The organism is Bradyrhizobium sp. SZCCHNS3002 (assembly GCF_032377435.1).
Lineage (GTDB): Bacteria > Pseudomonadota > Alphaproteobacteria > Rhizobiales > Xanthobacteraceae > Bradyrhizobium.
On the sequence record NZ_JAUHHY010000017.1, the window covers coordinates 83,876 to 108,102 of the forward strand.

The window sequence follows — 24,227 nt, forward strand, 5'->3', positions numbered from 1 at the left end:
GGCGGCGATCGCATCACGGCTCTTGATGGCGCCGCCCGGCCGGTGAATCAATCGGCGATGATGCGACCGAACACGGAGAATGTCGAGATGAGCCGATGGAGCTTCGCCGCGCGTCTGTTCGCGGTGGCGGCGACGGCGCTGCTGCTCATGATGGCCTGGCAGACCTTTCCGCTGATCCAGGCCGAGCTGCTCGGGATGCGCGCCAAGCCCCGCGAGATCACGCCGCGCGGCGATCTCGCCGCCGACGAGAAGAGCACGATCGCGCTGTTCGAGAGCCGCAGCGGCTCGGTCGTCTTCATCACGACCGTTCAACAATCGGTCAACCCGTGGACCGGCAATTCGCAGCAGGAGCGCTCCGGCACCGGCTCGGGCTTCGTGTGGGACGACCTCGGCCACGTCGTCACCAACTATCACGTCATCGAAGGAGCGACCGAGGCGCTGGTCAGCCTGACCGACGGACGCTCGTTCCGCGCCGCGCTGGTCGGCGCCAGTCCGGAGAACGATCTGGCGGTGCTCGTGATCGGCGTCGGCGTCGACCGGCCGAAGCCGCTGCCGCTCGGCACCAGCGCCGACCTCAAGGTCGGGCAGAAAGTGTTCGCGATCGGCAATCCGTTCGGCCTCAGCAGCACGCTCACCACCGGCATCGTCTCGGCGCTCAATCGCAACCTTCAGGTCACGCAGGACCGCACCCTGAACGGACTGATCCAGACCGATGCCGCGATCAATCCGGGCAATTCCGGCGGCCCGCTGCTCGACAGCGCGGGACGGCTGATCGGCGTCAACACCGCGATTTACAGCCCCTCGGGCGCCTCTGCCGGTATCGGCTTCGCCGTGCCCGTCGACAGGGTCAACCGGGTCGTGCCGCGCCTGATCGCGAGCGGCCGCTACGTCACCCCGAGCCTTGGCATCCGCACCGATCCAAAGGCCAACGAGGCGCTGTCGGCGCGGCTCGGCCTGTCCGGCGTGTTCGTGCTCGATGTCGAGCAGGATTCGGCGGCCGAGAAAGCCGGACTGATCCCGGCGCGGCTGACCCGCGACGGCGGCTTCGCACTCGGTGACGTCGTGCTGGCGATCGACGGGCAGGCGGTGGGGTCGCCCGAGGACATGACGCGCGCGCTGGAGAACAAGGCTCCGGGCGATCGGGTGGTGCTGCGCGTGCTCCGCGGCGGCAAGACCGTCGAGGTTCGGGTGACGCTGGACGTCGCGCGGTGAGTAAGTGGACCACACTCCGTCGGCGAGGAGATAGCCGTAGCCCGCATGAGCGAAGCGACATGCGGGAAAAGTGTCCCCGGGTATCGCTGCGCTCACCCGGGCTAAGGCATCGCGTTTGATCGAAACAGGAGTGTCCCGCTTTCGCGGGGCACTTCGGTGATCGCATGGAAGTACTGGCGATCGACTGACTACTTCGCGGCCTTCTGCTTCGGCGCCTCGTCGTCCAGGCCGACCGTGCGGCCGGGGAAGCCGGCGGCGTCGAAATAGCGCTGCTGGCCGACGCGCTGCAGCTTCAGCACGGTGCGCAGGCCGCCCGCTCCCGGGTCCGACTTGACGACGTCCGACACAGCCTTGGGCGTCGCGCCGTTCGGCATCGCCTCGGTCATGACGCGGCCGATCAGTCTGCCCTTCGGAGCGACCTTGAGGTCGAGCAGCCTGGCGGCGGTGGCGCCGACATCGGCGTTGCTGACGGGCAGCGGATCGACGAAGCCCGCCTTGAAGTCCGGACCGATGGCCGCCATGAAGTTGTAGGTATCGCCGCGGCCGAACGAGCCGTGCATGCCCTGGCCCTGGCGCAGCACGGTGTCGGCGACCTCGACCTGGCAGTTGGACGGCTGGTCGCAACCCGGCGCGACATAGGTGCGGAAGTTGACCACGATCGCCGGATGCGGCGTCACCGCCTTGCCCTGCAGGTTGATCTGCGACAGCGGCAAGGTGCCCGGGATCTCGCCGAGCTTGTCGTCGACGAAGATGCCGGAGATGTAGTCCTGCGCCAGCAGCGCCTTGACGGTGCGGCGGGCGAGCTTCCTGTCGTTGTTGGGCAAATAGATCAAGTCGGAGCCGCCATTGGTGGCGACGACGAGATCGGGCCTGGCCGGGTCCTTGCCGAGCACGCCATTGCCGGCCTTCGGGTGCTTGCCCTCGGGCACCGCCGCGTTCTTGTCGTTCGGGTCGAACAGCGGCAGGTCGAGCGCCTTGGCGAGGTCGAGCGCCAGGAAGCCCATCGGCAGGAACTCCTTCGGCGTGTCATCATAGCTGACCTTGGCGGAGGGACTCGTTTTGCTCTCCTTGGAGATGGTCGAGAAGCCGTGGTCAGCCTGGACCATGATGTTGGTCGAGTCGGCCAGGCCGAGATCGTCGAGCGCCTTGCGCAGCGCTGCCAGATTGTCGTCGGCGTTCTTGATGCCGGCCATCGAGGTCGGGCCATTGATGCCCGGCGTGATGGTGTTCAAGCTGTCGCCGTGATTGTGCTGGCTGCCGTCCGGGTCGCGCGACCAGAACACCAGCACGAACGGCTTGTTGCGGGCCTTGAACATCGGCAGCACCGCCTTGGTGGCGACGTCGACCATGTAGGCCTGTTGCGCGACGTTGGCCGAGGTCGTGCCCGGCGTCTTGGCGTCGCCCGCCTTGCCGTTGTCGCCGCGCGACGGCGTTGCCAGCGCCAAGCCCGCCTTGGTCAGGGCGTCCTTGACCTCGTCGGTCACCGGCACGCCATTCTTGTTGCCGGTGGAGTCGTCGACCACGATCGAGGAACTGGCGCCCGGCTTGCAGGGGCAGCCGGTGTGGTCGAACAGATAGGTCGGGCCGAGCTTGCCGATCGCGGCGGTCGAATAACCGGCCTTGCGGGCGAGCTTCAGAATGGTGTCCTCGTTGAGGTAGTCGCCGTTGAAATGCTCGTCGATGTCGCCGAGCACGGCGTCGTTCTCGATGAAGGGCACGACGGTGTCGCCGGCCGGCGCCGAGGTGTAGCCGGTGAAGATCGTGTTGGAGAACGTGCCGGTGTCGCCGAGATAATGGCCGGTCGCCATGGCCGAGCCATTGGCCATGGTGAAGGTCGGAAACAGCGAGTGCGAGTTCTTGAAGTTGACGCCCTTGTCGCGAACAGCGGCCATGGCCGGCGCCGTCTCCGGCGTCACCTTCAGCGCGCGCAGGCCGTCGGGAATGAACAGGATCAGGTTATGGGGCGTGGCGTTCTGCGCAAAAGCGGCATTGGACGACAGCAGGGTCAGTCCGGCGCACAGCAGCACGAGCGGGCGGCGCATTGAAAACTCCTGAAAAGCAATCGGCGGAATCGCGGCGTCTCGCCGCAGGGAAGAGCTTTAGTTTTGCCGGGTGACAGTTTTGTTACAAGGGGCTCGCGCCCGATCGGCACCGCTCCGGACAGGATTTTCGTCGAGCGGTAGTCCGCGGTAGGAACCAGGGTGTGGCTTTCCGGTTGTCGGCTCACACAATTCAGGGAGCACACCATGGCTGCAGACAAAGACCTCAACGAGCTTTTCCTCGATACCCTCAAGGACATCTACTACGCCGAGAAGCAGATCCTGAAGACGCTGCCGAAGATGGCCAAGGCGGCGCAGTCGGAGAAGCTGGCGGCGGCGTTCGAGAAGCATCAGGAGGAGACCGAAGGCCAGATCGAGCGGCTCGAGCAGATTTTCGAGCTGATCGGCAAGCCTGCCCGCGGCAAGAAGTGCGATGCGATCGAGGGCATCATCGACGAGGGCAAGGAGATCATGGACGAGTACAAGGGGACGCAGGCGCTCGACGCAGGCCTTCTTGCTGCAGCGCAGGCGGTCGAGCACTACGAGATGTCGCGCTACGGCACCCTGAAGGCCTGGGCGCTCAAGCTCAACCTGCCGAAGGCCGCCAAGCTGCTCGATCAGACGCTGAATGAAGAGCGCAAGACCGACGAGTCGCTGACCAAGATCGCTGAGACCGCGGTCAACTACGAGGCGGCCGCATAAGCCTCGGTCGTCTTTACCACATGGCCGCCGCCAGCGCTGCGATCAGCGCGGGCGGCGTCGCCACGAGTCCGACCTTCAGGAACTGCCAGGCCGTCACCTCGATCTTCTCGCGCCGCAACGCCGTGAGCCAAAGGATGGTGGCAAGCGAGCCTGTCACCGAGATGTTCGGGCCGAGATCGACCCCTATCAGGATCGCCCGGATGACCCCATGCGGCAGGTGATCGCTGCTGGCGACGGAGCCCGCGACCAGGCCGACCGGGAGATTGTTGGCGATGTTGTCGGCGACCGCGGTGATCAGGCCCGCGGCCCACGCCGTGCCGTGCGGCGACGACGTCACGCCCTGGTGCAGCCAGACGCTGAGCTGGCCGATCGCACCAACGCGGCTCAGACCTTCCACCATCACGAACAGGCCGCCGACCAGCGGCAGCACGGCCCATGAGATGCCCTTGATCACCGGCCATGGCGACTGCCGGCCGACGAGCAGGATCGCGGCCGCTGTGACCACGCCGCAGACGAAGGTCGGCAGGCCGAGCTGAACGTCGAGCGCCGAGGCGGTCAGCAGCACGGCTGCGATGGCGCCGATCCCGAACGCGGCGAGCCGGCCTTCGCGGCTGAGATGCGGCTTCTCGACATCGGTGCGCAGCGTCTCCTCCCGCAACGCGCGGCGCTGGGTCAACCACAGCGCGACGTAGGTGAGGGCGATCGCGGCCATCGAGGGCAGGGTGAACTGGCGCAGCCATTCGGTGAGATGCGGCATGCGTTCGCCGAACACGACGAGATTGGCCGGGTTGGAGATCGGCAGCACGAAGCTCGCGGCATTGGCGATGAAGGCACAGACGTAGAGATACGGCAGCGGCGAGGCGCCGGCGGCGCGCGTCGCGGCATAGACCGCCGGCGTCAGCACGATCGCCGTGGCATCGTTGGAGAGCAGCACCGTGACCAGGGTGCCGACCGCATAGACCAGCAGGAACAGCAGCTGCGGCGAGCCGCGCGCATGCTCCACGGCATAGGCCGCGAGATAGTCGAACAGGCCCTCGCGGCGCGCCAGCTCGGCGATCAGCATCATCCCGATCAGGAACAGATAGACGTCGACGCCCTTGCGGATGCCGGTGAGCGCATCGGCTGGTGGCAGCAGGCCGAGCGCGACCAGCAGGATCGCGCCGGCGGCGGCCCACACGGCCTCGGGCAGCCGAAAGGGGCGGATGATGACGCCGGCGATGGCGGGAATGATGATGGCGTAGGCGAGCCAGGTATCGTGCAGGGACATGATCGGGGATCGATAGAGCAAATCATTCGGCGGGGATAGCGGGCGAGGGCGCCGCGTTCGGGAGGGCGGCCTCTGCTCCACCGGTCTCGGGGAGCAGCAGCCAGCACACGATCACGGCGAGGGCGGCAGCCGCGCCGAGCGCCAGGAATGCGGCGCTGTAGCCGCCATGGACCACGACCAGGCCGGCGAGCGCGGTCGACAGCGCTCCGCCAATGCTCTGCGCCGTGATGACCGCGCCCTGGGCGACGTTGAAGCGGCCGGTGCCGCGCATCAGGTCGGCGACGATGACCGGCATGATCGCGCCGAAGATGCCGGCGCCGACGCCGTCCAGCAACTGCACGCCGACCAGCCAGGCCTTGTCGTCGGACAGCGTATAGAGCACCGCGCGCAGCGGCAGGATCAGCAGCGCCGCCAGGAAGAAGCGCTTGTGACCCCAGCGGTCGGCGCGGGCGCCGACCAGGAGCGCCATCGGCACCATCACGAGCTGGGCGGCGGCGATGCAGGCCGACATCAGGCTGGTGCCGAGATTCTTGTCCTGCAGCGCCAGCTTCTGGCCGACCAGCGGCAGCATGGCTGCGTTGGCGAGGTGAAACAGCGCGACACAGATCGCGAAGATCAGGAGCGGACGGCAGGTCAGGAGAATGCCCAGGCCCGACGGCTGCTCGCTCTGTTCCGCGCGATTGCCGTCCGCCTGGTGCGCCAGTCCGCGCGCGGCGTCGTGGTCGATGGCGCGCTCGGGGATCGCGAGCACGCTGACGAGGCTGCCGATCGACGTGACCGCCATCAGGTAGAACACCGCCGACGGCCCGAGCGCATAGGCGGCGGCGCCGGCGATCACGGCGCCGACCGCATTGCCGGCATGGTTGAAGGTCTCGTTGCGGCCGACGCGCGCCGTGAAGGCCTTGGCGCCGACGATCCCGAGCGACACAGCCGCAATCGCCGGGGCGAAGATCACGCCGGCGGCATTGGCGATGCTCTGCGAGATCGCGACCGGCCAGAAGCTCGTCATCAGCGGCAGCAGCAGCGACGCCGCCGTGACGATGATCGCGGCAACGATCATGACCAGCCGCTTTGCCCTGGTCGCGTCGACCAGCGCGCCGGCCGGCGTCTGCGCGACGATGCCGGCGATCGTCGCCAGCGACATCACCACGCCGATCGAGGCCTCGTCCCATTTCTGCTCGGTCAGGAGATAGATCGCGAGATAGGGCCCGAGGCCGTCGCGCACGTCGGCCAGGAAGAAATTCGCGGCGTCGAGCGCGCGGCGCGCCCGGCGCGTGGTGGTCTCATCCTGTGACATGCTCTCGGGCCTCGGTCCCTCGTCGCGTCTGTGCGGGCGATCACGCGGGCGCGTGATCGTGCTTGGGCCCGTGCTTGTGCTTCGGCCCGTGCTTCGATCCATTCTTGGGACCATGCTCGGGGCCCTTCTTGGGGCCGTGCTTGAGCGGCGCGAGACTCTTCAGGTCCGGGCCCGCCTCGCGGGCGTGGATGACCCGGCCGAAGCGCGTGTCGATGCCGTCGCCACGAACCGCCAGCGTCGCTTTCGGCGCGAGCAGCCCGGCAATCTCCGTGGCTTCCTTCGGCCCGACGCGCACGACGGTGCCGTCGGTCAGCAGCGCGCCGCGCAGCTCGCCCTTCGGGCCGAACAGCGACAGTCGCACCTTGCCTTCCACGTCCATCCTGTGATGGTCGTGCTTGGGATGCTCACGCTCCTCGTCCGGGCCGTGGTCGATGATTTGCCGGCCATCTTCAGCCGATACGGCGACCGCCGCGAGCAGTTGCGCCCCGCGCGGCTTCACGCCCCGCGCGCCGACTGCATCGCCCGCCTTGATGTGGCGCGTCAGCTCCGCCGCCATATGCGGCGGCGTATGGACGAGGATGTCCGTGTCGCCCGCCCGCATGACGAAGCCGTCGACCTCGCCATGCGGGTTGAGCACGAAGCGTTCGAGCACGCCGTTCACGAGCGGCAGGCTCTCGGGATCGATCCAATGCATGTTCGTCTCCTGTGGTGCGTTTATTTTTGATCGAAAGGAAAGAGATCAGCCGCGCGGCGGAGGCGGCGGCGGGCCGAGACGGTCGGGGCCGCCCCTCGGGCCGCGTGGCGGGCGCGGACCGTCGATTTCCGTCATCTGATCCGGCGAGGTGCCGATGGCCTTGACGTCGACGAGCTTGCCGAGGGCGGTCTCGAGCAGGTCGCCGCGCACCGAGATCGTCTGTCCGGGATGCAGCCAGTCGGCCAGCCGTTCGGCTTCGGGCGGCGGCAGGCGGAGCGACGTGCCGTCATCGAGCACCGCGCCGTTGACCTCGCCGCGCTTGCCGTGCAGCACCGTGGCGATCCGTCCGCTGACCGTCTGGTCGGCGCCGTGCCGGCCGGGGCGGTCGGGCGGACCGTCGTCCACGACGGTCTTGCCGGTCGCGATGTTGGTGATCGAGGCCGCGTCGACCAGCGGCAGCGCGCGGGCGCGCAGGCCGCGGATCGAGACGCCGTCGCCCGGCCGGATCGTGAACACGACCTGAGCCGTCAGATGCGGCGGCAGCTGCACCTCGGTGCCGTCGTTGAGAATCAGTCCGTCGACATCGCCGCGCGGCGTCAGCGTGTATTGCTTGACGATCCCGCGTGTCTCCGGAAGCTGCGATGCATCCCACGTCGCATCCGGCGGGGACAGTGGTGCCTGGGCGCTGGCCGCAGTCATGCCGCAGCCCGCTGCGGCGAGCATCAGCGCGGCCATGATCGGCGTCATCTTTCGCGTCATCCTGGAACTCCTTTGGCAGGGGTGACGCAAGATGGTTCGCAACGGCCGTGCCAAGTGCCGGACGACGACAAATCAATGGGTTGCATGAAGGCTGGGGCGCTAGGCGTCGTCTTTCCCGACGGCGCGCGTCGGATTTCCTGACGCCTGCTCGTCACCCAGACCGTAGCGCTGCATCTTGGTGTAGAGCAGTTGCCGGTTGATCTTGAGCTGTCGCGCCGCTTCGGTGCGGTTGCCGCCGCACGCCGCCAGCGCGCGGCGGATCAGGCGCTCTTCCAGCCGCGCCACCGCCGCCGGCAGGTCCGTCGAAGTCTCCGTCTCCTCGTCATGCGGCGCGTCGGTGATGTCGAGATCGTCGGCGTCGATCAGGGCTCCTTGCGTCAGCACGCAGGCGCGTTCGATCACGTTGCGCAACTCGCGGACATTGCCGGGCCAGGGCGCATGAGCGAGCTTGTCGATGGCCGCGTCGGTCAGTTGCGGGCGCGGCCGTCCCTCCGACGCCAGCGCCACGAAATGGCCGGCCAGCGGCAGGATGTCCTGGGCGCGCTCGCGCAGCGGCGGCAGCTCGATCGGGATCACGTTGAGGCGGTAGTACAGATCCTCGCGGAAGGCGCCGCTCGCGACCAGCCTGGCGAGATCGCGATGCGTGGCCGCGACGACGCGGGCCGACACCTTGACCGGCTTGCCGCCGACCGGCGTGATGACGCGCTCCTGCAGGGCGCGGAGGATCTTGGCCTGCATCGACGGCGGCATGTCGCCGATCTCGTCGAGGAAGAGGGTGCCCGACCCGGCATCGCGGAAGGCGCCGGCGCGGTCGGAGCTGGCGCCGGTGAACGATCCTTTGACGTGGCCGAACAATTCGCTCTCGAGCAGATCGCGTGGGATTGCGGCACAGTTGACGGCAATGAATGGAGACGCGCTGCGCCGGCTGTGGACATGAAGCGCGCGCGCGACCAGCTCCTTGCCGGTGCCGGTCTCGCCGCGGATCAGCACCGTCGCGTCGGCATCGGCGGCGCGGCCGATCGTCTTCTGCACCCGGCGCATCGCCTCGCTGGTGCCGATCAGTCCGCTGTCGTCGGCGGAGGCCGTGTCCTGCTGCTGAGACCGGCGCGGCGGCAGCCGCGCGATCAGCTCGCGCAGCGCCTCGCGGCCGATCGGCTTCACCAGATGATCGAACGCGCCGAGCCGCATCGCCTCGATCGTGTTCTCAGGGCTGGCATAGGCGGTCAGCACGATCACCGGAGGCGCATCGCCATCGGCGCGGATGCGGCGCAAGGTCTCGATGCCGTCGAGCCCCGGCATGCGCAGGTCGAGCAGCACGGCATCGGTCGCGGGAGACACCATGCCGGTCGCTTCGCGGCCGGAGGCCGCCGTGATCGCCTCGTGGCCGAGATCGGTCAGCGTCTCCGCCAGCCCGTCGCGTAGCGCCGCATCGTCGTCGACGATTAGGATGGTTGCCATGGCAGGGAGATCTCGAAGCTGGTGCCGGTGCTGACAGGGGCGAGTTGCGCATCGCCATGATGGGCGCGCGCGATCTCGCGCACGATGGCAAGTCCAAGCCCGGTGCCGTCGGCGCGGGTGCTGACGAACGGCTCGAACAGGCGATCCCTGATGCCGGGGGCGATGCCCGGGCCGCTGTCGGTGACGCGAAACAGCAGGCGTCCATCGGCGATCTCGGCTGCGACGACGATCTCGCCGCCCTCGGGCGTGTTCTGGATCGCATTGAGGATCAGATTGTCGAGCGCGCGCTGCAGCTGCGCGGGATCGAAGCAGCACCGCGCGGAGGAGGGCGCGACGGCGCGGAGCGACTGGCCGTGGCGCGCGGCAACATCGCGGTGCGCTTCGATCGTGGCCTGCAGGAAGTCGTCGAGCTCGACGGGACGGGTCTTCGGCTGGCTCGCCTGGGTCATCGCCAGGAGATCGCGCAGCAGCGCGTCGAGCCGCGCCACCTGCTGCAGGATCGCTTCGAGCGCGCCGGCCTTGCGCGCAGGGTCGGGAGAGGCGAGCGCGTTCTCCGCCTTCAGGCGCATCGCCGCGATCGGATTGCGGATCTCGTGGGCGAGCGTGGCCGACAGCCGGCCGACGGCTGCGAGGCGCTCGGCGGCGGTTGCGCGCATGCGCTCCGCCGAGAGGCGATGGCCGGCATCGTTGACGGCGTCGACGAGGCGGTCGAGTTCGCGGGCGCCGGTGTGCGGCAGTTGCGGCAGGTCGGCATTGTCCGTCGGCTCGCCCAGCGCCGTCTCGATCATGGCGATGCGGCGTGACCACGACACCAGGATCCAGGCCAGCCAGATCGCCGAACCGAGCAGCGTCGCCGCCAGCACGATCAGTCCGATCAGAAGATGCATGTAGGCCGGACCTTCGGCCGCGGCGGCGCGGGTCATGGTCCAGGCGGTGACGTTCTGGAGCGGACCGCGCAACGGGCAGGCATGAACGATCAGGGTCTGCGACCGTCCGGCATTCTTTGTCGTGAAGGGGCGGCCGCTGCGCTGCGCGTCGCTGTTGATCTGCTTGATCACGCTGAGCTCGGCGGCCGGCAGGTCGGTCTTGGGTCCGGTGCCTTCGTAGGTCGGATAGGCGTAGGCCAGCGACCCGGTCTCCGTCTGCCAGATGCCGCCTTCGACGCCGGGCGTCGCGGCCAAGGCGGACTGCAGCAGCGGGATGAGGTCCTGCTTCAGGCTGTCGTCGACCGGCGCGCCGCGCCAGCCCGAGACGAAGAACTGATAGCGGTCGGCGATGTCGCGGCAGCCGCGCGTGACCAGGTCCTGCGCGCGCGCCACGCGGGCGTCGTTCGACTGCTGGAACGACTCGACAAGAAGATACGCCGTCGCCGCGCCGGAAACTGCCAGCATGAGCCAGAGCGCCGACAGCCGCGAGCGAAGGGAGCGCATCAAATGGTCCGCAATGACATCGGATGACCGAGTGCGGCGCGACGCGCGGACGCGGTTCACGGCACCTCATTGCGGAACAGAACGTCCGATCGGCAATGTTGGTTCCGATGCCGGCTCAGCGCGGCAGCGGCGCCTTCTCGGCCATCGCCTTGCGCAGGATGCGCGACAGCGATTCCACCGAATAGGGCTTCTTGATCAGCTCGAAGCCGTGATGGGCATTTTCCGCCAGCACGTGGCTGTAGCCGGATGTCAGCACCACCGGCAGGCCGGGATAGCGGTCGCGGATGATGCCGGCAAGCTCGAGGCCGTTGATGCCGGGCATGATGACGTCGGAGAACACGAGATCGACGGCGAACTCATCGTTTGCCAGGATCGCCAGCGCATCGGCGCCGTTGGCGACGCGGCGCGTCACATAGCCGAGATCCTCGAGCAGCTCGGTCGAGAACTGCCCCACCTCGTCATTGTCCTCGACCACGAGCACGCGGTAGCCGCGCCCGATGGTCGCCGGCTCGATGCGCGCGGCACCCGCTTCCGTGCCGGATTCCGTTGCCGTGGCTTGTGGCAGATAGATCGTGAAGGTCGCGCCGTGGCCGATGCGGCTGTCGACCGCGATGTCGCCTTCGGACTGCTTGGCGAAGCCGAACGCCTGGCTGAGGCCGAGACCCGTGCCCTTGCCGACCTCCTTGGTGGTGAAGAACGGTTCGAAGATCGCGTTGAGATGTTGAGGCGCGATGCCGCCGCCGGTGTCGGTGACCGAGATCGCGATGAAGGCCCCGGGGCGGGGGCTCTGGCCGCGCAAGGCCGGAATGCTCTCGGTTCGCTGCACGCCGATCTGCAGATGACCTTCACCGTTCATGGCGTCGCGCGCATTGACGGCGAGATTGATCAGCGCAGTCTGGAATTGCGCGACGTCGGCGAGGGTGAACAGCCCGCTGTCCGTGACCGCGAGCTCGATCTGGATGCGGCTGCCGACGAGAGGACGGATCAGTTGCACGACGTTCTCGACCTGCTCGCCGACATTGAACACCTGCGGCGTCAAGGGTTGCCGCCGGGCGAAGGCCAGGAGCTGCGCGGTCAGCTTCGAGGCGCGCTCCACCGTCTCCGAGATCGCGTCGACATAGCGCCGGCGCCGCTCCTCGGGAAGATCGCGGCGGCGCAGGAAGTCGGTGGCCGAGCGGATGATGGTGAGCAGGTTGTTGAAGTCGTGGGCGACGCCGCCGGTGAGCTGGCCGACCGCCTCCATCTTCTGCGACTGCCGCAGCAGCTCCTCGCCCTGGATGCGCTCGGTGACGTCGACGGCCTCGGCGACCGCGCCGGTGACCACGTCATGCTGGTCGAACAGCGGCCGCATCGACAGCTCGAAATGTCGCTGGCCGCTGGCGAAGTCGAGCCGCATCTCGGTCCGGAAGCTTTCGCCGGCGAGAACGCGGGCGAACGCCTTGCGCAGCATCTCGGTCACGCCCGGCGTATGGGTGAACCAGGGCGCATCCCAGAGCGGCTGGCCGATGACGTTCACTTCACCGGCGCGCATGCCGGCGACCGCGATGCGGTTGGCATGCATCACGCGGCCCTCGACGTCGAGGATGGCCTGATACTGATTGCTGGTGTCGAAGATCGCGCGCATGCGCGCTTCATTGGCCTCGAGTTGGGCGGTGCGCTCCCTGATACGCTCTTCGAGGGTCTCGTTGACGCGGCGCAGCTCGATCTCGGCCTGCTTGGCGGCGGTGACGTCGTGAGCGACGCCGATGAAGCCGACATGTTTGCCGTTCGCATCCCAGCGTGGCTGCGATTCCGATCGCAGCCAGCGCCATTCCCCGTCGGCGCGCCGGTAGCGCGCCTCGAGGAAGAACGGCTTCAGCGAGCACTCTCCCGACTGCTGCTGCGCGAGGATGCGCGGAAGGTCCTCGGGATGCAGCACCTTGCGCCAGTCGAAGGCCAGCGCCTCGTCAGGGGGCAGGCCGAGGAAATCGATATAGGCGCGATTGACGAAGGAGCGGGTGCGGTCGAGCTTCGTCACCCAGATCGGCACCGGCGCGCTGTCGGCGATCAGCCGGAAGCGTTCCTCGCTCTCGCGCAGCTCGGCCTGCGCCAGCATCTGGTCGGTGACATCGATATGCGCGCCGACCAGACGGATCGCACGGCCGTTCCAGTCACGCTCGATGCGGGCGATGACGCGGACCCAGCGGATCTCGCCGTCGCTGGGACGGATGATGCGGTATTCGGTGGTGTAGTCCTCCTGCTCGCTCTTGACCGCGGCAATGAAGTCCTGCTCGGCCTTGACGCGGTCATCGGGATGGACGCGCCTGACCCAGTCCTCGTGAGTCTCGTGGACGGCCTCCGGCGGCAGGCCGTGAATGATCAGGTATTCGGGGGAGCGGCGGTTGCGGTAGCCCTCGCGCAGGTCGACCTCGACGCCGCCGACCCGGGCGATGCGCTGGATGCGCGCGAGCTCCGCCTCGCGTTCCTGCAGCGCGCGATAGGCCTGATCGCGATCGCGGGCGATCTCCTCGATATGCTGGCGCAACGCGTCGGCGGCAGCCTCCGGCCTTACTTCGTCTCTAGGCGCATCCGCGCTGTTCATGCTGACCTGTACTGGTGTGGCGAGCAGTCGTCCGAGAATTCCACCGCGGGTGTTCGGAAGCGTGGCGACATTGGGTTCAAGGAAAGCAAACTGGGCAGAGATTAAGGCGGGCAAACGACCGCATGACGTGAACGTCGAGGCAGATAAAAAGTTCCGCGTCCCCGGAACGGACTGTTACTGTCGTGCGTCGTCAGGCCCTGAACACCGCAACACGTAGGTCCGTACCGTGAAGCTCTTCGTCTGTCAGGCCTGCAAGAACATCCTGTATTTCGAGAATCGCAGCTGCGGTCGCTGCGGCCATCAGCTCGCCTTCATGCCGGAGCGCCAGACCCTGTCGGCGATCGAGCCGGCGGAGGAGGGTTTCCGGACGCTGGCTGACGGCAGGGCCGGGCGCTTCTTCTGCGCCAATGCCGAACACGACGCGTGCAACTGGCTGCTTGAGATCGGCGAGACCGCAGGCTTCTGCCGCGCCTGCCGGCACAACGGCACGATTCCCAATCTGTCCGATCCGGCGCAGCTCGCCGGATGGCGAGAGCTGGAGGTGGCCAAGCACCGGCTGTTCTACTCGCTGATCCGGTGGAAGCTTCCCGTGAAGACACGGATCGAGGATCCCGAGCACGGCCTGATCTTCAACTTCCTCGCCGATGATCCTGCCGGCCAGCAGAAGGTTTTGACCGGACACGATAACGGCCTCATCACCATTGCGCTGGCCGAGGCCGACGATTTCGAGCGCGAGCGGCGCCGGCTCGAAATGGGCGAGCCGTACCGCACCTTGCTCGGCCATTTCCGCCACGAGGTCGGACACTATTTCTGGGACGTGCTGGTGCGCGATGCCGGAAGGCTCGACGAATGCCGGGCGGTGTTCGGCGACGATACCCAGGACTACGGCGAGGCACTGAAGCGGCACTACGACCAGGGGCCGCCGGTGAACTGGCAGGACAATTTCGTCTCCGCCTACGCCACCACGCATCCGTGGGAGGATTTTGCCGAGACCTGGGCGCACTACCTCCACATCGTCGATACGCTGGAGATGGCCTCCGAGTTCGGTATCGAGATCGATCCGCCCGCCGACCAGATCGGCGGACTGACAGCGCGCGTCACCTTCGATCCGTATGTCGCGGAGGACTTCGACACCATCGTCAACGCCTGGCTGCCGTTCACCTTCGCCATGAACAGCGTCGCGCGGGCGATGGGCGCGCGCGATCTGTATCCCTTCATCCTGACGCCGCCGGTCATCGGCAAGCTCGGCTTCATCCACCGCCTGGTGCGGCAGGGCGGCCAGGAGACGTCCGTCACCCTGGCGCCCGAAAAGCCGCAGGCCGAGCCGCAGCATCAAGAGATCGGGGCGGCGTGATCCGCCTTGACTCCAGAGAACATAAAGTGAACATGACGGCGTGACCGGAGCGAGGACCGCCATCGCGCATGCAGCCCAGATCGCAATCCAACACCGATGCTCAAGCCACGGACGCTGAACACCTCGCGCTGGAGGCCGCCGTGGATCAGGCCATTGCCGCCTGCGGGGGCGACCTGCGCGCGGCCATTCGGGCCCTGATTGTTGCGAACGATTTTCTCGAGACCGAGGTCGGCGAGCTCATGAAGGCGGTGTCCCGCGCCTATGCGCGCGGACGTTTCCACAGCTATTCCGGGTGACGGCAATGCCCGCGGCTGGCATGCCTCGCCGGACGGCACGGTCCGAGCGAGAGGCGGGTTGCGCGCGGGCGATTTTGGTATAGACGAACCGGTCAAGCTCGCGGTGTGACGCCTGTGCCACGAGCGGGGAGCCCGCCCAAAGGTATCAAGCAAGAACATGTTCAAAACCATTCTGATTGCGAACCGCGGCGAGATCGCCTGCCGGGTCATCAAGACTGCCCGCCGCATGGGAATCCGAACCGTTGCGGTCTATTCGGAAGCCGACCGCGATGCGCTGCATGTCGAGATGGCAGATGATGCCGTGCTGATCGGCCCGCCCGCCGCCGCCGAGAGCTATCTCCTCATCGACCGCATCGTCGAGGCCTGCAAGAAGACCGGCGCCGAGGCGGTGCATCCGGGCTACGGCTTCCTGTCCGAGCGCGAGGCTTTCCCGCGGGCATTGGCCGAGGCCGGCATCGTCTTCATCGGCCCGAACCCAGGCGCGATCGCCGCGATGGGCGACAAGATCGAATCGAAGAAGGCGGCCGCCAAGGCCAAGGTCTCGACCGTGCCCGGCTTCCTCGGCGTCATCGAGGACGACAAGCACGCGGTGCGCATCGCCGACGAGATCGGCTACCCCGTGATGATCAAGGCCTCCGCCGGCGGCGGCGGCAAGGGCATGCGCATCGCGCATTCGACCGCCGAGGTCGCCGAGGGCTTCAATCTCGCCAAGGCCGAGGCCAAGGCCTCGTTCGGCGACGATCGCGTCTTCATCGAGAAGTTCATCGTCGATCCGCGCCACATCGAGATCCAGGTGCTCGGCGACAAGCATGGCAACGTGATCTATCTCGGCGAGCGCGAATGCTCGATCCAGCGCCGCAACCAGAAGGTCATCGAGGAGGCGCCGTCGCCGCTGCTCGACGAGGAGACGCGGCGCAAGATGGGCGAGCAGGCCGTGGCGCTCGCCAAGGCGGTGAACTACGACTCAGCCGGCACCGTCGAGTTCGTCGCCGGCCAGGACAAGAGCTTCTACTTCCTCGAGATGAACACGCGCCTCCAGGTCGAGCATCCCGTGACCGAGCTCGTCACTGGCATCGATCTCGTCGAGCAGATGATCCGCGTCGCCGCCGGCGAGAAGCTTTCGCTTGCGCAGAAGGATGTGACGATGACCGGCTGGGCAGTGGAATCCCGCGTCTATGCGGAAGATCCGTTCCGCAGCTTCCTGCCGTCGATCGGCCGCCTCGTGAAGTATCGCCCGCCGGCGGAGAGCAAGGCTGACGGCATCACCGTGCGCAACGACACCGGCGTGCAGGAGGGCGGCGAGATCTCGATCTATTACGATCCGATGATCGCCAAGCTCGTCACCCATGCGGAGTCGCGGGCTGCCGCGATCGAGGCGCAGTCGACCGCGCTCGATGCGTTCTATGTCGACGGCATCCGCCACAACATCCCGTTCCTGTCGGCGCTGATGAACCATCCGCGCTGGCGCGAGGGCCGGCTGTCGACCGGGTTCATCGCCGAGGAGTTTCCCAAGGGCTTTGCCGCGCGTGCGCCGGAAGGCGAGATCGCGCGCCGGCTGGCGGCGGTGGGTGCTGCGATCGACCACGTGCTCGGCGAGCGCAAGCGGCAGATTTCGCAGCAGATGATCGGCCGGCCTGTGAAGCGACAGGGCCGCCGCGCGGTGTGGCTCGGGCGCGACGAGATCCTGCTCGACATCACCAGGGAGAACGGCGCGATCACGGTCCGCTTCGTCGGGGGCGACGGCAAGGTCGGCCCGGCGCATCAGCTGGTGTCGGATTGGAAACCGGGCGATGCGGTCTGGCACGGCACCATCGATGGCGCTGCCATCGCCGTGCAGACGCGCCTGATTGCGAACGGTGTGCGGCTCGCGCATCAGGGCGTCGAAGCACCGGTCTACGTCTACACGGAAACCGAGGCGACCGCGGCGCGGCTGATGCCGGTCGTCACCGCGGGTGATAGCGGCAAGAAGCTGCTGTGCCCGATGCCCGGCCTCGTGGTCTCGATCGCCGTGACCGAAGGGCAGGAGGTCAAGGCCGGCGAGACGCTGGCCGTGGTCGAAGCCATGAAGATGCAGAACGTGCTGCGCGCCGAGCAGGACGGCACGGTGAAGAAGATCCACGCGACCGCCGGCGCGACGCTCGCGGTGGACGCGCTGATCCTGGAGTTTGCGTAGTAAGTCTAACCGCCGTCATTGCGAGCGAAGCGAAGCAATCCAGGGCCCAGCAAGAGACTCTGGATTGCTTCGTCGCTTCGCTCCTCGCAATGACGGAGAGAGGTAGGGCGTGATGACGTTCCGTACTCGCCGAGAAGCGTTGCGCACAATCCTCGCCAGCGATCGCTGCGTCCATCCCGGCTCCGTTTACGACGCGATTTCGATCCGCGTTGCCGAGGACCTCGGCTTCGAACTCGGCATGTTCGGCGGCTCGGCGGCTTCGCTCGCCGTCCTCGGCGATCCCGACATTGCCTTGATCACCTTGACCGAGCTCGCCGAGCAGATGCGGCGGATGTCGCGCGCGGCAGCGCTGCCGGTGCTGGTCGATGCCGATCACGGCTACGGCAATGCGATGAACGTGCGCCGCACGGTGCAGGAGCTGGAAGCGGCCGGGGCCGCGGGTCTCACCATCGAGGATACGCTGCTGCCGCAGGGCTATGGCGAGGCGAAGCCGCAGCTGATCCCGTTAGCCGAGGGTGTCGGCAAGGTGAAGGCAGCGCTCGACGGCCGAGGCGATCCCGCGCTGGTCATCCTGGGACGGACGGGCGCGGTCTCCATCACCTCGCTCGACGACGCGATCGCGCGAGCCAGGGCGTATGAGGCCTGCGGCGTCGACGGGCTGTTCTTCACCGGCATCACCTCGCGCGATCAGCTCGACGCGATCGCGGCCGCCACCACGCTGCCGATCGTGCTCGGCGGTGCGCCGGAGGAGATGTCCGATCTCGGCTATCTCGCCTCGCGCCGTGTCCGCGTCGCGCTGCAGGGCCATGCGCCGATCGCCGCCGCGACGCAGGCGGTGTATGAGACGCTGAAGGCGCTGCGTGACGGCGTCTCGCCGAAGCAGCTCAAGGGGCTGCCGTCGGCCGAACTGACGGCACGCGTGATGCGCGACGCCGATGTGAAGAAGCGCCTGCGCGATTTTCTGGGGCTCGGATCATGACCGATCGCGCCATCGTCCACGTCATGGTTCGCGGCCGCGTCCAGGGCGTCGGCTACCGCGCATGGGTCGAGGACCAGGCCATCCTCAACGGCCTCGAAGGCTGGGTGCGCAATCGCAGCGATGGCAGTGTCGAGGCGTTGTTCGCGGGTCCCTCGGACGACGTCGCCGCCGTGTTGGCAGCCTGCCGCGAGGGACCGCCAGCAGCGCGTGTCGATGCCGTGATGGAAAACCCGGCGACGGCCGATCAGCTCAAACCGCGCCGGCCGGGCGAGGCGTTCTCCGTGTTGCCGACGCTCTAACGACACGGCGCGCGAGCCCGTCGCTCACTCCGCTGAGATCACCAGCGCCTGTATCCGGCCTTCGATGGCACCCTCGCCAAAGCGGCGCGCCAGCGCTTCCGCGGTCGCCTGCGTCACGGCGGCGAGGCCGGGCCTGCCGCGCGCTTCGATCTCGCCGCGCATCGGCGTGCCCTGGCAAAATGCCATGGCCGCGTCCTGAGGCGAAGCCGCGCGGCTGCGATGCGTCACCGTCTCGATCGCGATGTCCGTGAAGCCCGCTGCGGTCAGATCGGCCTCGATCCGCCCGGCATCGAAATAGCCGTGCGGAGTCCGGGTGAAGAACTGCGGCGGGCTTTCGGGGAAGACCTGTTGCAACGTCTCGTGAACGACGTGAGGAATTTCATTCTCCTCGATCCGGTCCCAGACGTTGAAGACGAAACGTCCGCCGGGCCGGAGCACGCGGCGGGCCTCCGCATAGCCCTTGACGCGATCGGGGAAGAACATCGCGCCGAACTGACAGGCGACGGCATCGAAGCTCGCATCGGCAAAGGGCAGGGCCAGCGCATCGGCTTGATGAAATGCGATGCGGTCCGCAGCGGCGAGATGGGTCCTCGCCTGCGCGAGCATCGGCTCGTTGAGATCGGTGGCGGTGATCCGGACCTCCGGCGGCAGTTGAGCGTGCAGGGCCCGCGTCACCACGCCGGTGCCTGCCGCCGTCTCCAGTACGTCGCGCGGCAGGTACGCCGCGATGCGCCGCGCGAGGTCCAGCGCGTAGGGCGCGAAGATCAAGGGAACCATCAGTTGATCGTAGATCTGCGGGATCGATCCAGTGAACGCCTTGTCGGATGCCGTCATGGCTTGCTCCTGTTGCAGAGGGGGGCAGGCGGGGAACCGGGCGGTCGGCAGGCGCAAAATGTGCGCCGTAACATCCGTCTGGCCGGCCGCCAGTCCGGTTCAAAGCCGCGCCTCTTGACATTCACTCTCTTCAGTCAGATATTTCTGTCATGACAGAAATTGCAGGTCATCGAAAACTTCCTCCCGCCGTCGAGCGCTTCATCCTCAACTGGGGCGACATGGGCGACCAGTGGGGCGTGAACCGCTCGGTGAGCCAGATCCACGGGCTGCTGTACCTCGCCGAGAAGCCGATGACGGCGGAGGACATCGCCGACACGCTCGGCATGGCCCGCTCCAACGTCTCGAACTCGCTGAAGGAGCTGCTCGCCTGGGGCTTGATCCGGCGCGTGCCGATCCTCGGCGACCGCCGCGATCATTTCGAGGCCGAGACCGACATCTGGGAGGTGGCGCAGCGGATCGCGGCCGGCCGCAAGGAACGCGAGATCGACCCCGCCATCGCGGCGCTGCGCGCCTGCGTCGCGGAGGCGACCGGCGATCCCGCGATCAGCGCGGTCGCAGCCAAGCGGCTGAAGGACATGCTGGCGTTCACCGAGCTGGTCGACCGTTGGTACGTGCAGATGCTGAAGGTGCCGCGGCCGCGCCTCGTCACGCTGATCAAGCTCGGCGAGAAGATCGTCAACCTGCTGCCGTCGGGAAGGTCCAGGTCCGGCAGCGTTTGAAGAGAGTGGAGGGCGTCATGGTGACCATGCGACATCCCGGACTTTCAACGCCCGCCAGCGCCAGGCTTCATGATGATCACAGGTTTCGTGCGCTGCTGTCGGCCGAGGATTGGGGACGGCTGCCGGTGTCGATCTGGCGCCGCTTCTCCAAGCGCCTCGCCGATGGCGCCACCGTCGTCTATGTCGGCGAGGTCGATCAGGCCGAGATCAGCCGTGCCGGCTTCTGGTTCGCGCATCTGGCGCGGCTGATCGGCGGGCCGCTGCCGACGCGCGCGAACATCGGCGTGCCGATGATCGTCGCGGTGACCGAGGACGCGGCGAGTGGCGGCCAGATCTGGACGCGCATCTGCGGGCGCCCGCATGGCTTCCCGCAGGTGATCCATTCCGCCAAGCGCTTCGCCGGTCCGACGGGGCTCGAGGAATATCTCGGCTGGGGCCTCAGCATGAGCCTGCGCGTCGGCGTCGCCGATGGCGCGCTTCATTTCCATAGCGCCGGCTACACGTTCGACTTCGCCGGCCGGCGCTGGGTGCTGCCGGCATGGCTCACGCCCGGCGACCTCACCGTCACCCATTCCGATCTCGGCAGCGGCGTCTTTCGCTTCTCGCTCGAGATCGTCCATCCGCGCTTCGGGCGCATCATCCGCCAGAGCGCCGTGTTCCGGGAGTCCGCACCATGACGCCGCTGCTCTGGTCCCTGATCGCGCTTCAGATCGTGATGGGCGTGTTCGACACCTTCTATCACCATGAGTTCACCGAGCGCCTGGCCTGGCGCCCGTCACAGCGGGGCGAGCTCAAGCTGCACGGCGTCCGCAATGGGCTCTATGCGCTGCTGTTCGCCGTCCTCGGCTGGTGCGAGGTGCATGGATTGTTCGCGATCCTCGTGCTCGCGGTGCTTCTGGCCGAGATCGCTATCACCCTCACCGATTTCGTCGAGGAGGATCTGACGCGCAAGCTGCCGCCGAGCGAACGCGTCAATCACACACTGCTCGCCATCAACTACGGCGCGATCCTCATGCTGCTGGTGCCGCTGCTGATCGGCTGGGCGATGCGGCCTTCGGTGATCGTGCCGGCCTATGCCGGCGTGCTGAGCTGGATTGCTGCTGCTGCCGCGGTTGGCGCCGCGCTGTGCGGCCTGCGCGACTTCGCCGCGGCCCGGCGCCTTGCGCGGATGTCGCAGCCGGATGCGGCCGGGCTGGTCGCGGCGCTGCCGCCAGCGCAGACCATCCTGATCACGGGTGCGACCGGTTTCATCGGCGCGCGGCTGGCGGCCGGTCTCGCCGCGGCCGGCCATCACGTCGTCGCCCTGGTTCGCGACCCGGCCAAGGCCGCCATGCTGCCGGCGCCGCTGACCTTGATCACACGTCTCGATCAGCTCGCCTCCGGCACCCGTATCGACGCGATCGTCAACCTGGCCGGCGAGCCGATCGGCAACGCGCCGTGGACCGCGGCCAGGCGCGCGACGATCCTGCAGTCCCGGCTTGCTACGACGGAAGCGGTCGTATCCCTGATCGCGCGGCTCGACCGCAAGCCGAAGGTGTTGGTCAACGGTTCGGCGATCGGCTGGTACGGCCTGTGGCAGGACCAGCCGCTGACCGAATCGGCCAAGTCGCATGCCTGCTTCAGCCATGACCTCTGCGACGCCTGGGAACAGGCGGCGCGCGGTGCCGAAGCGCACGGTGTCCGCGTCGCACTGCTGCGGATCGGGCTCGTCGTCGGCCGCGACGGCGGCTTCCTGGCGCGGATGCTGACGCCGTTCGAGTTCGGCCTGGGCGGGCCGTTCGGCTCCGGCCTGCAATGGATGTCCTGGATCGAGCGCGACGATCTCGTTCGGCTGATCGCCCATGTGATCGCGACCGATGCCATCACCGGGCCGGTCAATGCGACGGCGCCGCTGCCGGTGCGGAATCTCGCCTTCACCGCCGAGCTCGCGCGCTGCCTGCGGCGTCCGGCGCTGCTGCGTGTTCCCGCCGGCCTCTTGCGCCGGATCGGCGGCGACTTCGCCGAGGAGCTCTTGCTCGGCGGCCAGCGCGTGGTGCCGAACAAGGCGCTGTCGAGCGGCTTCGTGTTCCGGCATCAGAGCCTGCGCAGCGCGCTCGAATCCATCCTGTGAGCGGCCGAGCGCGTCATGACCGCTCGCCCCGGGCCATCGTTGCCGATGGCAGCTCGCCGAACGTGGCGCGGTAGTAGCGGGCGAAGTGTCCGGCATTGGCAAAGTTGCAGGCGGCGGCTGCCGCCGCCACCGTGACGGCGGGATCGCCCGAGCGCAGCATCTCGTGGGCGCGCCGCAGGCGCACCGATTTGGCAAAGGCCATCGGCGAATAGCCGCGCACACGCTCGAACAAGCGGAAGATCGACCGGACGCTGACGCCGGCCTCGCGCGCCAAGCGCTCGATCGTGATCGGCTCGCGCCAGTTGGCCTCGATGTAGTCCTCGAGCCGCTTGACCAGACCGAAGTCCGGCATCGGAGAGGGATCCAGGAGCGTGTCGCGGAAACGATGACGGCTGGCGCAGAGGAAGGCGACATGTACCGCATCCTCCAGCTCGCGATAGACTGCGGCGGGGAACGCCGTATCCTGCTCGTTGAGCTGGGTCGTCAGGAAGTCCAGCAGTCGCATCAGGCTGCGGGCCTGCGGATCGGCGGCCGGAATGGCAGGGTCGATCGCAAAGTCGGCGCGCGGCTGCACGCCGACCAGCGCCGTGAGGCGCCGTCGCAGCGCCTGCGGATCGAGCCGCAGGGTCAGTCGCCGATGGCCGCCCTGGCACGCCATCTGCCATGGCACGCCGGCCGGCGCGACCGCGAACTGATGCTCATTGACGTCGGTCGCCTCGCCGGGAGTGCAACTGATCGCGCGTCCCTTCAGGGCGATCTGCACTCTGATGAAGTCGGCGGCGCGATGGTCGCAGACCATGTCGCAGGTCGTGGTGCCGAAGGCGAGACCGATGGTCTCGAGTTCGATCAGGTTGACGATCGCCTCGAAGCGCTCGGCGTTCCTGAAGTCGACGCGCTCGGCGCCGAGCCGGCGCCCCGCGAGGTCGCGCAGCACGTCGGCGTTCGAGGTCCGGATCAGCGCGTGGCGATGCAATGGTTCGAGGCCGGTCGCGCCGGTCGAGGCCGGGCTCGGCTTTGCTGGGGCGCTGACGATGTCAGCTGCGGTCAAGAGACGGTTCAAGCCGCTGCTCCTGAACTCCGATTATTAACCCATGCTACATCAGGTCCTGTCGGCGTCAATTACTTCGACATCGCGGCGCTTCGGAATGCCGCGGCCAGCGTGCGCAAGGCCGCGCGCTTGGCCGCATCTCCCGCCTTTGCATGCAGCATCACCTTGGAGCGGCCGAGCTTGGGCAGGCCGAGATCCGTTCCGATATCGATCAGTCCGCTGGGTGCGATCCGGCGGGCCAGCGGCGCAATCGCAAGACCGGCGCGCGCGGCGGCCGCAACGGCCGTCACCCCGCCGCCGACGAACGTCTCGCTGAAGCTGATTCGCGCACGCTCGAGCGCGCGGACCGCGATGCTGCGCACGCCACAGGGCGGTGCGAGCGTGGCGAGCGGCAGCGTGCCGCCGGCCGGCAGACGAAATCTGGGCGCTGCGAACCAGCCGAACTCGTCCGTGATCAACGCCTCGCCACCGCGGCGGCTCGCCTCCTGGCGGACGATCACGGCGTCGAGCTTGCCGGCATCGTAGCGGTCGAGCAGGTCGCGCGAGAAGCCGATGCTGACCGACAGGACGAGGTCCGCCATGGCAGCATGTAACTGCTCGAGCATCGGCACCAGCTCAGGGCCGGCGACGTGATCGCTGATCCCGAGCGACAGCAGCGGCCGGACACGCGGCGCGCCGGCGAGCGCGAGGTCATGCGCGGCAACCAGAGCGCGGGCGTTCTCGGCGAAGGCCGCGCCGTCGGCGGTGAGCCGGACCGCGCGCGGCGAACGCTCGACCAGCCGCTTTCCGAGCAGCGCTTCGAGCCGCTGCAGCTTGAGACTGACCGCGGCCTGGGTGGTGCCGAGCGTCTCGGCCGCCCGGGTGAAGCTGTGCAGGTCGCTCACCAGCAGAAAGGCGCGGACGGTCGCGATGTCGAGCGTGGCGGTCATATGAACTCGTTATCATTGATATCCATATTGATAAGATACCAAAATGA

General features: G+C 67.7%; 21 protein-coding genes. 10 read left to right on the forward strand and 11 right to left on the reverse strand.

The window, feature by feature from the left end; genetic code table 11:
* Positions 1 to 87 precede the first annotated feature (87 nt).
* On the forward strand, positions 88 to 1,212 hold the full coding sequence (locus QW845_RS28925) for a S1C family serine protease (protein WP_315804905.1): 1,125 nt from the start codon (positions 88 to 90) through the stop codon (positions 1,210 to 1,212).
* Between the two features lie 188 nt (positions 1,213 to 1,400).
* On the opposite strand, the gene QW845_RS28930 is transcribed toward QW845_RS28925, so the two are convergent.
* On the reverse strand, positions 1,401 to 3,254 hold the full coding sequence (locus QW845_RS28930) for an alkaline phosphatase family protein (RefSeq protein ID WP_315804906.1): 1,854 nt from the start codon (positions 3,252 to 3,254) through the stop codon (positions 1,401 to 1,403).
* Positions 3,255 to 3,458: 204 nt separating this feature from the next.
* Between QW845_RS28930 and QW845_RS28935 the strand changes: the two genes are divergently transcribed.
* On the forward strand, positions 3,459 to 3,953 hold the full coding sequence (locus QW845_RS28935) for a ferritin-like domain-containing protein (protein WP_315804907.1): 495 nt from the start codon (positions 3,459 to 3,461) through the stop codon (positions 3,951 to 3,953).
* 13 nt (positions 3,954 to 3,966) lie between these two features.
* On the opposite strand, the gene QW845_RS28940 is transcribed toward QW845_RS28935, so the two are convergent.
* From QW845_RS28940 to QW845_RS28970, 7 genes are all read right to left on the reverse strand, one after another.
* Positions 3,967 to 5,220, reverse strand: coding sequence for an arsenic transporter (locus QW845_RS28940; protein WP_315804908.1), 1,254 nt, complete (start codon positions 5,218 to 5,220; stop codon positions 3,967 to 3,969).
* 22 nt (positions 5,221 to 5,242) lie between these two features.
* A complete protein-coding gene (locus QW845_RS28945; RefSeq protein ID WP_315804909.1) occupies positions 5,243 to 6,517 on the reverse strand; it encodes an MFS transporter in 1,275 nt (424 codons plus the stop codon).
* A gap of 40 nt (positions 6,518 to 6,557) precedes the next feature.
* Entirely contained in the window at positions 6,558 to 7,211 is a 654-nt protein-coding gene (locus QW845_RS28950; RefSeq protein ID WP_315804910.1) for a hypothetical protein, read from the reverse strand.
* A gap of 45 nt (positions 7,212 to 7,256) precedes the next feature.
* Entirely contained in the window at positions 7,257 to 7,958 is a 702-nt protein-coding gene (locus QW845_RS28955) for a hypothetical protein (RefSeq protein WP_315804965.1), read from the reverse strand.
* Positions 7,959 to 8,069: 111 nt separating this feature from the next.
* Positions 8,070 to 9,428: a sigma-54 dependent transcriptional regulator gene (locus QW845_RS28960; protein WP_315804911.1), complete on the reverse strand. Its 1,359-nt coding sequence runs from the start codon at positions 9,426 to 9,428 to the stop codon at positions 8,070 to 8,072.
* The gene (locus QW845_RS28965) at positions 9,413 to 10,858 is read right to left on the reverse strand and encodes a HAMP domain-containing sensor histidine kinase (RefSeq protein ID WP_315804912.1); all 1,446 of its coding nucleotides are present in this window, start codon (positions 10,856 to 10,858) and stop codon (positions 9,413 to 9,415) included. The genes QW845_RS28960 and QW845_RS28965 overlap by 16 nt, the downstream gene beginning before the upstream one ends.
* Before the next feature lie 115 nt (positions 10,859 to 10,973).
* Positions 10,974 to 13,439 carry a PAS domain S-box protein gene (locus QW845_RS28970; protein WP_315804913.1) on the reverse strand — a complete coding sequence of 822 codons (2,466 nt, stop codon included), beginning with the start codon at positions 13,437 to 13,439 and terminating at the stop codon, positions 10,974 to 10,976.
* A gap of 226 nt (positions 13,440 to 13,665) precedes the next feature.
* Between QW845_RS28970 and QW845_RS28975 the strand changes: the two genes are divergently transcribed.
* The 5 genes from QW845_RS28975 (at position 13,666) to QW845_RS28995 (ending at position 18,540) form a co-directional block, all read left to right on the forward strand.
* Positions 13,666 to 14,793, forward strand: a complete 1,128-nt coding sequence (locus tag QW845_RS28975; RefSeq protein WP_315804914.1) for a putative zinc-binding peptidase — start codon at positions 13,666 to 13,668, stop codon at positions 14,791 to 14,793.
* A gap of 68 nt (positions 14,794 to 14,861) precedes the next feature.
* Complete coding sequence (locus QW845_RS28980; protein WP_315804915.1) at positions 14,862 to 15,089, forward strand: hypothetical protein; 228 nt, start codon at positions 14,862 to 14,864, stop codon at positions 15,087 to 15,089.
* A gap of 157 nt (positions 15,090 to 15,246) precedes the next feature.
* Positions 15,247 to 17,262 carry an acetyl/propionyl/methylcrotonyl-CoA carboxylase subunit alpha gene (locus QW845_RS28985; protein ID WP_315804916.1) on the forward strand — a complete coding sequence of 672 codons (2,016 nt, stop codon included), beginning with the start codon at positions 15,247 to 15,249 and terminating at the stop codon, positions 17,260 to 17,262.
* A 112-nt stretch (positions 17,263 to 17,374) separates the two neighbouring features.
* Positions 17,375 to 18,241: an isocitrate lyase/PEP mutase family protein gene (locus tag QW845_RS28990; protein ID WP_315804917.1), complete on the forward strand. Its 867-nt coding sequence runs from the start codon at positions 17,375 to 17,377 to the stop codon at positions 18,239 to 18,241.
* Positions 18,238 to 18,540 carry an acylphosphatase gene (locus QW845_RS28995; RefSeq protein WP_315804918.1) on the forward strand — a complete coding sequence of 101 codons (303 nt, stop codon included), beginning with the start codon at positions 18,238 to 18,240 and terminating at the stop codon, positions 18,538 to 18,540. The genes QW845_RS28990 and QW845_RS28995 overlap by 4 nt, the downstream gene beginning before the upstream one ends.
* Before the next feature lie 24 nt (positions 18,541 to 18,564).
* On the opposite strand, the gene QW845_RS29000 is transcribed toward QW845_RS28995, so the two are convergent.
* A complete protein-coding gene (locus tag QW845_RS29000; RefSeq protein WP_315804919.1) occupies positions 18,565 to 19,374 on the reverse strand; it encodes a class I SAM-dependent methyltransferase in 810 nt (269 codons plus the stop codon).
* 149 nt (positions 19,375 to 19,523) lie between these two features.
* Here QW845_RS29000 and QW845_RS29005 point away from each other — a divergent pair, with 149 nt between their 5' ends.
* Genes QW845_RS29005 through QW845_RS29015 form a run of 3 tightly spaced genes read left to right on the forward strand, consistent with a single transcriptional unit; the run spans position 19,524 to position 22,203 of the window.
* Positions 19,524 to 20,093 carry a GbsR/MarR family transcriptional regulator gene (locus QW845_RS29005; protein WP_315804920.1) on the forward strand — a complete coding sequence of 190 codons (570 nt, stop codon included), beginning with the start codon at positions 19,524 to 19,526 and terminating at the stop codon, positions 20,091 to 20,093.
* Between the two features lie 17 nt (positions 20,094 to 20,110).
* A complete protein-coding gene (locus QW845_RS29010; RefSeq protein WP_315804921.1) occupies positions 20,111 to 20,770 on the forward strand; it encodes a DUF4166 domain-containing protein in 660 nt (219 codons plus the stop codon).
* Entirely contained in the window at positions 20,767 to 22,203 is a 1,437-nt protein-coding gene (locus QW845_RS29015; RefSeq protein ID WP_315804922.1) for a TIGR01777 family oxidoreductase, read from the forward strand. The genes QW845_RS29010 and QW845_RS29015 overlap by 4 nt, the downstream gene beginning before the upstream one ends.
* A gap of 13 nt (positions 22,204 to 22,216) precedes the next feature.
* Here QW845_RS29015 and QW845_RS29020 read toward each other — a convergent pair whose 3' ends face one another.
* Together QW845_RS29020 and QW845_RS29025 are read right to left on the reverse strand one after the other, a co-directional pair.
* Positions 22,217 to 23,263: an AraC family transcriptional regulator gene (locus QW845_RS29020; RefSeq protein WP_315804923.1), complete on the reverse strand. Its 1,047-nt coding sequence runs from the start codon at positions 23,261 to 23,263 to the stop codon at positions 22,217 to 22,219.
* 59 nt (positions 23,264 to 23,322) lie between these two features.
* Positions 23,323 to 24,180, reverse strand: a complete 858-nt coding sequence (locus QW845_RS29025; RefSeq protein ID WP_315804924.1) for a LysR family transcriptional regulator — start codon at positions 24,178 to 24,180, stop codon at positions 23,323 to 23,325.
* Positions 24,181 to 24,227 lie beyond the last annotated feature (47 nt).

Excerpts from the sequence above, each read along its gene's own strand:
- QW845_RS28940 (WP_315804908.1), bottom strand. The coding sequence starts at position 5,220 with ATGTCCCTGCACGATACCTGGCTCGCCTACGCCATCATCATTCCCGCC.
- QW845_RS28935 (WP_315804907.1), top strand. The coding sequence starts at position 3,459 with ATGGCTGCAGACAAAGACCTCAACGAGCTTTTCCTCGATACCCTCAAG.
- QW845_RS28955 (WP_315804965.1), bottom strand. The coding sequence starts at position 7,958 with ATGACGCCGATCATGGCCGCGCTGATGCTCGCCGCAGCGGGCTGCGGC.
- QW845_RS28925 (WP_315804905.1), top strand. The coding sequence starts at position 88 with ATGAGCCGATGGAGCTTCGCCGCGCGTCTGTTCGCGGTGGCGGCGACG.
- QW845_RS29010 (WP_315804921.1), top strand. The coding sequence starts at position 20,111 with ATGGTGACCATGCGACATCCCGGACTTTCAACGCCCGCCAGCGCCAGG.
- QW845_RS29000 (WP_315804919.1), bottom strand. The coding sequence starts at position 19,374 with ATGACGGCATCCGACAAGGCGTTCACTGGATCGATCCCGCAGATCTAC.
- QW845_RS28930 (WP_315804906.1), bottom strand. The coding sequence starts at position 3,254 with ATGCGCCGCCCGCTCGTGCTGCTGTGCGCCGGACTGACCCTGCTGTCG.
- QW845_RS29005 (WP_315804920.1), top strand. The coding sequence starts at position 19,524 with ATGACAGAAATTGCAGGTCATCGAAAACTTCCTCCCGCCGTCGAGCGC.
- QW845_RS28980 (WP_315804915.1), top strand. The coding sequence starts at position 14,862 with ATGCAGCCCAGATCGCAATCCAACACCGATGCTCAAGCCACGGACGCT.
- QW845_RS28960 (WP_315804911.1), bottom strand. The coding sequence starts at position 9,428 with ATGGCAACCATCCTAATCGTCGACGACGATGCGGCGCTACGCGACGGG.
- QW845_RS28965 (WP_315804912.1), bottom strand. The coding sequence starts at position 10,858 with ATGCGCTCCCTTCGCTCGCGGCTGTCGGCGCTCTGGCTCATGCTGGCA.
- QW845_RS28950 (WP_315804910.1), bottom strand. The coding sequence starts at position 7,211 with ATGCATTGGATCGATCCCGAGAGCCTGCCGCTCGTGAACGGCGTGCTC.
- QW845_RS28990 (WP_315804917.1), top strand. The coding sequence starts at position 17,375 with ATGACGTTCCGTACTCGCCGAGAAGCGTTGCGCACAATCCTCGCCAGC.
- QW845_RS28995 (WP_315804918.1), top strand. The coding sequence starts at position 18,238 with ATGACCGATCGCGCCATCGTCCACGTCATGGTTCGCGGCCGCGTCCAG.
- QW845_RS28970 (WP_315804913.1), bottom strand. The coding sequence starts at position 13,439 with ATGAACAGCGCGGATGCGCCTAGAGACGAAGTAAGGCCGGAGGCTGCC.
- QW845_RS29025 (WP_315804924.1), bottom strand. The coding sequence starts at position 24,180 with ATGACCGCCACGCTCGACATCGCGACCGTCCGCGCCTTTCTGCTGGTG.
- QW845_RS29015 (WP_315804922.1), top strand. The coding sequence starts at position 20,767 with ATGACGCCGCTGCTCTGGTCCCTGATCGCGCTTCAGATCGTGATGGGC.
- QW845_RS28985 (WP_315804916.1), top strand. The coding sequence starts at position 15,247 with ATGTTCAAAACCATTCTGATTGCGAACCGCGGCGAGATCGCCTGCCGG.
- QW845_RS28945 (WP_315804909.1), bottom strand. The coding sequence starts at position 6,517 with ATGTCACAGGATGAGACCACCACGCGCCGGGCGCGCCGCGCGCTCGAC.